This is a genomic window from Oceanihabitans sp. IOP_32 (assembly GCF_009498295.1).
In the GTDB taxonomy this organism is placed as follows: Bacteria; Bacteroidota; Bacteroidia; order Flavobacteriales; family Flavobacteriaceae; genus Wocania; species Wocania indica.
Genome location: NZ_CP040813.1, coordinates 3,385,649 through 3,398,163 on the forward strand (window position 1 = coordinate 3,385,649; position 12,515 = coordinate 3,398,163).

Here is a 12,515-nt window from a genome sequence, read left to right on the forward strand (position 1 = left end):
ATTTGTTACGGTTAAAAACTATTTTGCCCCCCTTGTTTCTGCAATGTAACCGCTAGTTATTGTTACAGTTTATCTAGGAATTTAGTTCTGCCATTATAAAAACCCTTTGACCATGTTAACAGCCAAAGAGTTTAAATAAATGGCTTCCCCTTTTTTTAAAACGTTTTTGTTAAACCATAAAACTAAACTCTTATGAAACGTTTGGAGCGAATTTAAAACCTTAACACATCAAAAATTAAACCGATGTAATAACTGATTTTTATCATGTTATAAACGTAAATATGATATACCATAAAATCAATATTATAGCAGTTTAAGAACTTTATATCTGCAATTTACCTAGTCACCTAAACCTTTTAAACACCTTTTAAAACTTTGATTTTGGCAGGGCCTTGTGAAAATCCCTAAAAACAATAAAAAAATCCAGTAAAATGGTAGAATTTAAGAGGTCTTCATTTTATTTAGAATAGTATTGACATATGTCAACTAATATTCAAATTTCTATCTAATAATTAAATTGAAAAAGGTATTTTTATGCACTTTTATTAATTAACGCTACAACTGATAAACTCCTATTCTTTTCTGTTAAAATGAACAGAAAAACATAGGCTATTAGAGATTGTATTTTATTATGAAGAAAAACGCATCGAAAAAATACCCTTCAAAACTAACAAAAGACTTAGATATCATTTTACAGCACATTGTAGAGCAATCCTCAGATTCGATTCTAATTTGTGATTTATCGGGTACTTTGCTGTATGCTAACGAATTAAGCCGAGTATGGCTAGGCCTCGAAAATAAAGAGCTAGATAATATAAAGGTTTACGATTACGAGCAGTTTTTTAATGGCGATAAGTTAAAGCATTGGGAAGCCCATGTTCAAGAACTCAAAAACGTTTCGGTAAAAGTGGAACGCGGTGCTTTGGTTAATTTCGAGACAAGCACGGTAACTCGTACTCATGTTAGACTTAGCTATTTGTCTTTAGAGCAGCAAGACTACATTTTGGCCGTGTCAAAAAAACATACAGAAAAAGACATTTTAGAACAGGAACTTATTCAAAACGCAAAACTTCAAGACGCCTTATTAAAAATGGCATCGAAATATATTAATGTTGATATTTCCGACTTAACTCATGTTATCAATAATTCCTTGCAAGAAGTTGCGCAATTTGTTGATGCCGATCGTGTTTATATATTTTCTTATGATTTTAAAGCGCAAACCACCTCGAATACCTACGAGTGGTGTCAAGAAGGCATTGAACCACAGATTAATGAGCTTCAAGATGTTCCAATCTCGGCGATACCAGAATGGGTAGACCAACATCGAAAAAAAGCATCTTTTATCATTCCAGACGTTTCACAATTACCAGATACAGGACCTTATGGTGTAAAAGCAATTCTGGAGCCCCAAGGTGTTAAAAGCCTAATAGCGCTTCCTATGTTTAATAAGAATGAATTGGTTGGGTTTATTGGTTTCGATTCGGTAAGAGAAAAACATTTTTACTCTAAAAAAGAAGAGAATTTACTTTTTGTATATGCCGAAATATTATTAAACATGGAGCTTAGGCAGCAATTTGAATTGGAACTGCTAAATCAAAAAGAACGCTTTCAAAATATTATTAGTAGTATCGATGCCGGGCTGGTGCAAATGGACGAAAATTTCAATATTACTTTTACAAACCACTCGTTTTTAAAGTTTTATAGCTATAACAAATCTAGTGTTTTTGGTAAAAACGCTTTTAATTTGTTTTTAAAACCAGAGGATTGGGATCCCTTAATGCTTAAAATGAACCAATTGGAAAAAAAAGAGGTGCTTCTTGAAGAGTTGTTAACTAAAGACAGCAAAGGCAATTTTATTCCCATATTAGCCAGTATCGTACGATACGATACTGATGAAACTAAGGGTTTTTTGGCCGTTATCATAGATTTAACCAATCAGAAAAAGCTAGAAAATGAATTACGAGATGCCATACAAAAGGTTGAGGAGTCGATGAGTTATAAAGAGAAATTCTTTGCCAATGTAAGTCACGAACTAAGAACACCATTAAATATAATTGGCGGTAGTCTTTCTGAAGTGGTTAAGCAGCGTCTATCGGAAGATGCTCACTTTTTAGTAAATCAAGCTAATGTTGCATCCCGACACATGTTAAGTCTGGTTAACAACATTTTAGAGTTTGCTAAAATTAATGAAGGCGCTATTAAGCTGACTCTAAAAAACTTTAATTTAAAAAATACACTAAAAGACACCTTTAATATTTTTGAATTAATGACCAGAGAAAAAGGTCTGAGATACGAATTGTTTATTGACGAGGCCATTCACCCTCATATTACAGGAGATTATGGCAAGTTAAACCAAATTTTAATTAATTTTTTGGGTAATGCCATTAAATTTACAGATCAGGGCAGCGTAACTTTAGCTGTAAAACTTTTAGAAACCACACGCCATTCGCAACGCATAGGCTTCTCGATTGCAGATACAGGCATTGGTATGAATAAAGTCTTTTTGGAAAATATATTCGACGAATATGCCCAAGATAACTCGGTTGAAAATCTTAAAAGTGGTACTGGTCTGGGGATGACAATCTCTAAACGACTTATCGACTTTATGGATGGACATGTGGAAGTTCACAGTGAAAAAAATAAAGGCACAACGGTACATTTTAATTTAACTTTTGAAAAAAGAGAAAAACCCGTTAACCATAAAATAATACAGACTAATAAATCACTCTTATCTAACAAAGTCTTTCTTATCGCTGAAGATAACTATATGAATGCCGTGGTATTAGAACGTAAAATATCAGATTTAGGCGCTCGGGTGGTTACGGTAGAAAATGGTCAGCTTGCCGTAGAAGCGCTTCAGAAGCAACACTTCGATTTAGTTTTTATGGATGTGCAAATGCCTATACTTGATGGATTTGGCGCCACGAAAGCCATACGAGAGAATCTAAAGTTAAACATTCCAATTATAGCCATTACGGCCAATGTTTTTAAAAATGGAATTCATGATTATTTGGATTTTGGTTTTAATGATGTTATTCTCAAACCCTTTGAGGATGAATTACTGTATTCTAGAACCTTGGAAGCTTTAAAACCCAACAAAGAAGACAGGTCTAAAAAAAGAAACAAAAAAACGAGAGTGCATAAAGCCACAAAAAAGGAATATCAATTAGAATACCTAGAAAAAATAAGCCATGGCGATCCAAAATTCTATAAGCGTATGCTAGTTGTTTTTGTCGATATTATGAAGACTGCCATAAAAGACTTAAACACAGCTTTAGATTCACAAAATGTGGACTCTATTGCTAAAACCGTGCATAAAATAAAGCCAAGCTTAAAAGACCTAAAGGTAAAAACAGCAGTGGGTCTCATAGAGGTCATAGAATCATCAGAATACAAGGACAGTGATTTTGTAGTAACTAATACCAAAGCCTTATTAAAAACCTTAAAAAAAGTACATACTGAATTTTCTAAAAATGAGTTGACCAAATAGAGATATTTAAACAAGTACCTACGATTTGCAAGCACAAAAAAATTAGAAAAAAACAACAAACAGGAGAAGGTCGAAAGCAAAATGTTAGGGATCTCTACCTTAGACAAAATTGAAATTGTAAATATTGCCGACATTCTATACATTAAGGCCGACGGGAGATACTCCCACTTTTATCTTAAAGATAGTTCGAAAAAAGTCGTTTCTAAAAATTTGGAAGAATATCAAAAATTTCTTCAAGTTCACTCTCCTTAGACAGATACAAGTTATAATTGCAAACCGTAAACATATTAAATTGGACCTGCTTTTCACTTTATAGCATTTTTATACGCTAAAAATACCACGTGGTTAATAACCATAAAATGCAGCGATAAAAAACAAGTAAAAACTCAATAATCGTTATACATAATCTCTCTTCACTTGAATAAAAATGCCATGATATCAAAGCATTTATTGATACTTGCTCTTATTATTTCACTTATTTTAGAGCTTTTTAACTACAAAAATCAACTAATCATTATTTCTCTTGAGATTAACATGGTAGGGCTTCCTTTTCCTTATCTGATAAAGGTTTAAAATATTAAGTAAAACCAAAAAATCACAGTTATTACATATTAATGACCAGTTATTACACAAATACATGAAATTTGTAATCCTTTCCTTATGTTCGTTTGTGTGGAATTACGACTAAAGCTTGTTGAAGAGTTTTGGCCATATGATTACTTCAGATACCAGAATATTAATTATTAAAAACTAAAAATATGAAAGTAAAAAAAGTCTATTTCGTCGTAATTATCATGGCCTTAATGAGTTTTACACAAAAATCTTTTTCTCAAAACCCAAGGTTGTGGTTTAGTGAAAATGGTGTAGAGTTTTATGTAAATTATGTTCCAAAAAAAGGGAGTGAATACGCCTATTACTATTTAACAGTAATCAATAAAAGGGGCACACAGAAATTAATTTATTATTATCCAGTTTTTGTGCATAATAATAAAATTACAGGAGAATCTCTGGAAAGAACGTTTCGTTTAGCGCCGGGAGAATCTAGAAGTGAAACATTTTACATATCAACACAACTTCTTATCCAATCTGGAGATCATATTCCTAAATTGACGTTTAAGAAATATTATGTGAAAGATGTTAATTAATAGTAGTTTTGAGTTTTTATTTAAAGAAGCCGTCTCATTCTAATAAAATAGACGGCTTCTTTACATCAATGGATAAAGCGCTCACTTGTAAACCCGTTAAAGTCACATAAAATCAGGATAAGAAATTGTACTAAAACCATCTTATAATTACTAGTATCTCTAATAATTGGGGTATTAAATCACTTGGGTTTCATTCCAAAAGTATAGTTTTTAATGTCACTGTAATCATGACTATTTAATTTAATGGGTGTTTTTAGTTTCTTTTTATGAACAAAATAAGAAAGTGTCATTTCATTTCCCTCAAGATAAATCAAATCGTTCGTCTTTAGATTTTAAGTTTAAAATTAGGAATCACATATTGCTTAATAAAAGTTATAAATTCTTTAATTACTTATAAACCTAGCCAAGCCGTTTTTAAATACATCTGGTTTTCTGTATTTAAAAATAGCTCTATGTCTTCTTTGTTTACCAATCTTTTAATAAATGACTTCAAGAGGTTAAAATTGAACGGTATCACCAATCCCAGACTTGAATTCAGAAATCGAATTTTAAACTTTATCGATTCTTGTAAATTGAGTTTAATCGAAAATTCACATATTTAAGATTCCATATTGTAGGGCAAAGCCATTACTTTAAAAAGTAAAAGGAAGAGTAATATCACGAGACCAGTCATAATTAGAGGTGGTAAAAAGTTTTGTGATATGGAAATAATGAAATATTTTTCTATTGAGATTTCAGCGAAAAATCATATTCATAAAGTCTGGCAGATAGAAGACTTTACAAGGCTACGCTCGGCTATTTATTGACCAATGCTCGGGTGTGTTCCTTTAAATAGCGCAACGGGTATAGAATCTTTTAAGCTCATTTGGTAAATTATTTGGGGTTCTTTTAAATTTTCAAATCCGGAATAATACAAATGATCTGCTCTATCCAACCACAAGTTCGTTGCACAAAGTCCTTTTTTAGTTAATCGTTTAACCTCTTTTGTGGTAAAATTATAACAAAATATAGCACTAGAAGGCGTATTCAATCCTGCTACATATTCGTTTATTCCAGCCTCAAATATTAAATTTTTATGATCAGATGTAAACCAAAAACGCGACTCAGTTGAAAAAAAGAACTCATCTCCAAGAAGTTTTGATAAATTGTAGGTCTCCAGTTGTTTCCCACTAATGTTAAACTTATACAAGTTAAATAGGTCGTGGGTATAAATATATTTTCCATTTGCGCCCCAAGTTGGAGCATATAGTCCATTTGATGAGTTGTTTGTTATCATTTTAAATGCGGAACCATCAGGCTTTATCAGTCCAATTTGCCATGTAGTTTTAAATATACTAAAGGCTAAATACTCACCAGTGGGCGAAAATATTGCCCCGAAATTATTTTTGTTATTTAGGTTTAAGTCGGTAATTTTCCCGCTTTTTGTACTAATCAACGCTATATTTCTTGAAAAATCAACGGTATCATGAGATGATTTTGTATAAGCAATCCATTTGCCGTTTGGTGAAATACAGGGGTCAAATCCTTGAGTTATTTTTTTAGCATTCTGGTTTAAAAAGCTGTACACACAAATAAACTCACCGCTTTGAAAAGCCAATTTTCGCGAATCTGTTTTAAGTTGATTTATCGCATCAAATTTATCGCTTTTTAAATTATTGTTCGAACCATTGATAACGGCATAAACGAATATAAAAAGTCCAGTTATTAAAATAAGATACTTCATGTTGAGCTTGTTTAATGTTACCGTCTCTATGGACTAAAATTTATCCTATATTAACGAGTGTAATTTAAAAAAATAATAGTTGCGGTGCAACATGCAGATAGAGTACATTTTTATCTAAGTAGTGCCTATACCTTTATTCTAAATTCAGAAATAGCCTTAACACCATCTTTCATAACACGTTACGTTAATGGCGCACCGTTTTCTACAGATTTCGCAACAACGGCATCATTTAATAATAATTTTAATTTTGCTATAGGCTATAGAACCGATAAAACTTTGGCTGGTTTAACCCAACTCACAATAAGCAACAGAATGGTTGTTGGCTTAGCTTACGAATATAGTTTAAGAAGTGAACTCATCAACAAAGCAAGAGGAACTACAGAATTATTTTTACAGTTTCAGCTTTAACCAAATAACATTTTTATAAAAGATAATAGGGGAATCATTTTTATGTATTCCCTTATTTTTATTTTATACTTATTGAATCACATGTCATAATCTTATAAAAATATACATTCGTAATACAACAATTATTTCTACCTAAAATATCTAAAAGAAGGAGAGGCAAAAACGCGCCTTAAAATTATGCTAGCTTTTGGTAATAGTTATAAACTATACTTCTACTAGAAAGCAAAATCTAAAAATATCTTTTTTGTTTAAAAGGTAATTTCAAAGTCAGCCTTTACCGGGTTTACTATAGTGTAAAGGTCTGCTGTTTGTATTGAAACGTATCATTAATCCACCTAATAAATCATTCGCTTGCCATCAGCTTGTAAATGTTTTCAAAACACTGATAACATCAAACTAAAATCCCAATTCTGATAATTGAAATACTTCTTGGGCTTTGCCATTTTTTTTGTACCTTTAATTGTACGATTAATGTAGAAAATTCAGAAACAACAATCCTATAAATTTTATGAATACCAACTATATGAATACAAGTAAAATCTTAGTTTTTACCCTCTTGTTTTTTTCAATATTAAAAACAGAAACAATTAATGCACAAATTGAAAGTGCTAACAAAAAAAAGGATAACCTAAAAGGTCCAATTTGTTTGTATAAAAAAACAGTTCAAAAGGATTTTTTAGAAAAGTTTGGAGAATATGAACCTGGAAATTCCACGATAGCGGCTTGGTATATTTACGATAAAGAAGGCAGAAAAATATTCAGCCAAGAGCCAAATGAGTCAAATCACAAGTTTTTTAGCCGTGACATTTATTTATATGAAAAAGGAAAGCTTCAGGTAAGGGCTTCGTCTCTTGTTAATGTCAGTGATAACAATATTTCTCAAGATGGCTACCACAATTATTATTTTTATAAATATCTACCAAATAACACAATTGAGGAACGATTTTATGGTGCCGGAGGAAAGGAAGTTATAAAACTAACTGAAAAAATTGATAACAAAAACAATTTAATTGAAAGATATGCCCGTTTAGGAACAGACTGGGGTTTTAAACTGGTTAAAACATACGATGACAACTCACAAATAATAGAGGAAACAAAATATGACGGTTACGGAAAAATTAAATACAAACAAAACTGGAAAAGAGATGCTAATGGCAATACAACAGAATGGGTTGAATACAATGCTGATGGCTCGTTAAAAAATAAAAACACTTACAAATATAACAACGCCGGAAAAGAAACTGAAGTCATCTGTTATAAATCAAACGGTGCTATTGATTGGGGTGCCAAAAAGACTTATATTAACGATACTTTGCTTTCTAAATATTATGGATATACTGGAAACGAAAAAACACCCAGCTATATTTTTAAAATCGACTACAACAGTAACAATCAGCGTATTAAAGATGAATACGAATACTCAAAAGGTAAAAAAGTTGACGAATATATTACTCATATTTACAATGCCAGTGGACAAAATACTGAAACTCATTTTTTTAAAGATAAAAAGCTAACAGAAAAACATATTTTTTCTGATTTCGTTGGGGAACAAAACCAATTAAAGAAGACTGAGGTTTATGATTCGACAGGAAATATAGTGGAGTTGATTGAATATAGATATGATAAATACGGTAACGAAATTGCATACGAAAAATATAAGGTTACTACCAGTTTTGGAGAAAAAAAGAAGATTCCGGTAGAAAAACGAAAGGTTGAAATATCGTATTATGACGGAAACCCGAAATTCAAAGTTAAGGTGGCCTACGAAAAAAGAAAAAACAGCAAAAAGAAGAAAGAAAATTACATTATTTTTGATATTGACCAATTTGGTAGTGAACAACCAAAGCTCTATTTGTTTCGTAAACCTGGCGTAACTGGGGGAAAAGAGGTTGAAGTGAATCGCGGTGGTTTAAGAAGTTACCAGCTAAGCATGTTTTCACGCTTTTATTTATCTACTTACATTGTAGAATCAGGAAACTACATTGTATTAATGAAAAGACCTGAAAGTGATGGTGTTTGGAGCCTTGAAAACAGTCATGTTTTTCAGTATTAACTCGTAAACAAAATAATAACTAATAAAAGGAAAAAAATACGACTCATTGAAATGGGGGGTTAAAGTAACTTTAAGAAGCACTAAGTACCCCTAAGTGACATTTTTGGCGAAATCGCGGTAACAAGGTGTAATAATTTTGGAAATATTAGATTATCTAACAGCTTAACATGATATTTATACTTTATGAGTGACTCAAACAAAATTAAAAGGTAGCGATCAAAAATCGCTACCTTTTAAAAATAATTCATATTGCAAGGCGATAAGATTCACCTCAAGTACTTCTAAAAAATTTAATTGTTGTTTTTCATTTCAACGCCGTTTGTCGAAGAAGAAATCTTAGCTGTTCCGTTATTAAATTTATTATCGTAGACTCTCACTTCTATTTTGTTTGGCGTCGTTGTATTCGCGTTTACGCTCGATAAAGCAACGGTGTTTCCAACTTTTACATTAATATCATTTGAATAAATTTGAACATTCTTCATCACCGCAGTATGGGCATAAATACCTCTTGTGAATTCAGTAGAATTATTAGTAATTATATTACCGTAAATTTGTGTATCTCTAACCTCATCTGGTACAAAAATACCTTTTCCAGCATTCTCGATAACATTATTAAAAACTTTTGCTTGTTTTGCATATAAGGTAATTCCGGTACCATAACCTTTTATTATATTTCCGGAAATTTCATTATTATAGGTTGTTTCGGTATTGGCAACACCTCCGCCAATAGCATTACTGTTTAAATGCTTTTCTGAAACGCCAGTAATTCTATTGTTTCTAATTTTAACGCCTGTGGCCAAAGAATAACTTATACCATTTTCAGTATCGTTATTTTCAATGAGTGTATCATCTCCAATAGCTACTATAAAAGCAGATCGCGCACTCCCCTTTTCAACATTATTTCTAATAATAACATCCTTTACTATTTCGTAATAAATATAATTACCAGCACTGTCAATATCTCTTAACGCTTCAATATCAATTCCTGCCTTGGGATTAGTTCCCAAAGATTTTCCAGTGTCTACACCTGCGTTTAAAATTTGGCAATTTTCAACAATAACATCATGTGCGTTAACTATAGATATGTTATTTCTTCTACTTTTATCGATAATACAATTTTTTATAACAATGTTATGAGATGGTCTATAATCGGGATTAAAAGAGAATCCAATAGCTTTAACCATTATGCCATCGGCTGTAGAATTGTAGAAGTTCACACCATCTACAACCACATTAACAGCAGCTTCAAGCTTTAACAAATCGCTATCTTGACACCATTCTCTACCACCACATGTACTGTAGTTATGCTCGTCTCTATCGCCATGTAAGTTACCACCTGTTATCGTAACATTCGATTCCTTATATACGGCTAATAACGTAAAATCTGTAAAACCATTTGGCTGCACTCTTAAGTGCGTGTTATCGGTCATGTTTAAGTTAAAATCTGAAGGGATAAAGATATCACCCATTCTATATTTAGGCGGGAAATTATTTTCTTTACTTACCAAGAAGTAAGCATCCATTTTATCAATATTAAAAGTAGTTACACCCAAGGCTTTGGTTTTAATAAAAAGATCGCTTAAAATATTTCTATTATTTAAGGCAACCTCATCAGAAACTTTGCCCTCTACAATACCCCATCGGCTGGGAATAAAGTTAAAGTTCGTGTCTTTTAATTGAGGAGAAGTACCTGAAATGGTTAGCGATTTATTTAGCAACTCAGAATCTAAAGTTGAGCCCGTAGAGAAAATAATAGTTCCATTAATTATATCGCCTCCTTCATAAGAAATAGTTACATTTTCTGGCAGGGTAATTGTTTTACCACCAAGATCCATTATACAATTTATTACCACTGTAGCATTAGGTTTAACATCATCTAAAGTAAAATCACAAGGTGCAGTTACATTTTGTACATCGGGGGTCTGGGTTTCGGTAGTATCGGTATTTTCTGTGTTCTCTGTGTTCTCTGCTAAAAGCGCATCTGCTAAATCTTCCTTATTACACGACATGATTGTGGTTGACAGTAATACGAAGAAGAAAAAATTTCTCATAATAGTAATTTTAAGTTTTAATAATTAAATATAGATTAGACCGCAATTCAGAATGGGATGTTTACTTATAAAAAAAACACTGATTAATAAAATCTGATAGGAATTCGATTTTATAAGCACAAATGAATTTTAGTTGTCTAATGGTCTATTTACGAGTTGAATACGTTTTTGGATGTTTCAAATCGATTTTAAAAGCGCGAAAATAGAACCTTTTTCCTAAAACCCAAGCAAAATGTTAATAACTTATTAGAAATTAAGGCTTTATACCAAATCCAAACTAAAGAACAAATCGGGAAAAATTTTTAAAAATATCAATTATAAAGACGCACAACCATTCGTTAGTCTGCCTTATTTTTCATTTCACACCCTTCTATTTTGAATAAAAAGACTTTTTATCCAATAATTAAGTCGTAGAAAGAAAAATAAATATAAAAAATCATATCTTTAATATATTCGTTAAACCACGAAAGGACAATTTTAAGTTTTTATGATGATGCAGTATAGTCATCTGTATTTATATAAAAGAAAATTCATCAAAAAACATATGCAGGACATACAAATTACAACTTTAACCAAAGACACTTTAAAAGAAGCCTTAGACCAAAATTTATATTGGAAAGAAAATAATAAAGTTGTGCCTTTTTCGAAAAAAAAAGCCCATTGGTTACTACAAAACGAACGTATTGAAAGCAACGATGTTTGTGCCATTTTAGCTTATCAGAACGATACGTTAATCGCTTTTATTTTTTTAGTTCCAGACTATATCCAAACACAACAAGGCCTCGAAAAAATCTTTTGGAGTACCAGATGGTGGGTTCATAGTAAATACGAAAACTCGGTGCTTTCTACTTATACAAAAAAACTATCTCTAGATGCGGTAAAAAGTAAAGTGCTTATTAAACACATCGATATAAATACTTTAGAATATTATAAGAAACAATCCTTTAAAGAATTTGCTAAAAGGGATAAATATATTTTTGTTTTTAGCTTAGATTACAACCTAATTGTGAATAAGATTAGTTCTTTAAGAACGGTAGCACCGCTTTTAAAAATAGTTACCAAACTATCTTATGCCGCTGTGGCTTCAGTAAACAAATTGAAATTAAATAAATTTAGTAAAAAGCTAACGTACCAATATTTTGATACGCTAGATAGCAGCGCTTGGGATTTTATTAAAAAGCATTGTGAAAACGATTTAATACCCAAATCGAAAGCCTATATAAATTGGCAAATCGATAACCAACAATACCTTAAAACCAGTGCTACAAATAAGGCCCCTTACAAATGTTTACTCAGTAGTGTGTCTCACAACATATATAACAGCAATTTTTTAGTAGTAAAGGAAAACAAGAAAATCGGGTTCATCTCTGCTCTCATTAGAGCAGATGAATTCGTATTGCGTTATTTTCTATGCAAGAAAGAAGATTATGATCTCTGTTTAACCGCTGTAATGCATCATTTTATAAAGTCTAAATGCACCTATATTTTAACAGATAACACCGATTTAGGTAAACAAATTCAGAAACAATATATATGTGTTTATACCAACAAAAAACAGCAATATTCTTTAGCGCACCATGCTATTAACTATAATTTTACTAGCGCGCTTATTCAAGATCAAGATGGTAATTTCTCGTAAATTTAG

The 12,515-nt window shown here is 31.5% G+C and carries 7 protein-coding genes; 5 read left to right on the forward strand and 2 right to left on the reverse strand.

Annotated features, from left to right (window positions below):
• Positions 1-631 precede the first annotated feature (631 nt).
• Complete coding sequence (locus FEZ18_RS14190; RefSeq protein ID WP_153268932.1) at positions 632-3,490, forward strand: ATP-binding protein; 2,859 nt, start codon at positions 632-634, stop codon at positions 3,488-3,490.
• Positions 3,491-4,248: 758 nt separating this feature from the next.
• Positions 4,249-4,635: a hypothetical protein gene (locus tag FEZ18_RS14195; RefSeq protein ID WP_153268933.1), complete on the forward strand. Its 387-nt coding sequence runs from the start codon at positions 4,249-4,251 to the stop codon at positions 4,633-4,635.
• Between the two features lie 799 nt (positions 4,636-5,434).
• On the opposite strand, the gene FEZ18_RS14200 is transcribed toward FEZ18_RS14195, so the two are convergent.
• Entirely contained in the window at positions 5,435-6,358 is a 924-nt protein-coding gene (locus FEZ18_RS14200; RefSeq protein WP_153268934.1) for a TolB family protein, read from the reverse strand.
• A gap of 84 nt (positions 6,359-6,442) precedes the next feature.
• On the opposite strand from FEZ18_RS14200, the gene FEZ18_RS14205 reads away from it, so the two are divergent.
• Both FEZ18_RS14205 and FEZ18_RS14210 read left to right on the forward strand, forming a co-directional pair.
• The gene (locus tag FEZ18_RS14205) at positions 6,443-6,766 is read left to right on the forward strand and encodes a type IX secretion system membrane protein PorP/SprF (RefSeq protein WP_194269487.1); all 324 of its coding nucleotides are present in this window, start codon (positions 6,443-6,445) and stop codon (positions 6,764-6,766) included.
• A gap of 523 nt (positions 6,767-7,289) precedes the next feature.
• The gene (locus FEZ18_RS14210) at positions 7,290-8,819 is read left to right on the forward strand and encodes a hypothetical protein (protein WP_194269488.1); all 1,530 of its coding nucleotides are present in this window, start codon (positions 7,290-7,292) and stop codon (positions 8,817-8,819) included.
• 290 nt (positions 8,820-9,109) lie between these two features.
• Here the strand turns inward: FEZ18_RS14210 and FEZ18_RS14215 are convergent, their stop codons facing one another.
• Complete coding sequence (locus tag FEZ18_RS14215) at positions 9,110-10,870, reverse strand: right-handed parallel beta-helix repeat-containing protein (RefSeq protein WP_153268937.1); 1,761 nt, start codon at positions 10,868-10,870, stop codon at positions 9,110-9,112.
• Between the two features lie 544 nt (positions 10,871-11,414).
• Between FEZ18_RS14215 and FEZ18_RS14220 the strand changes: the two genes are divergently transcribed.
• Positions 11,415-12,509, forward strand: a complete 1,095-nt coding sequence (locus tag FEZ18_RS14220) for a hypothetical protein (RefSeq protein WP_153268938.1) — start codon at positions 11,415-11,417, stop codon at positions 12,507-12,509.
• Positions 12,510-12,515: the final 6 nt, after the last annotated feature.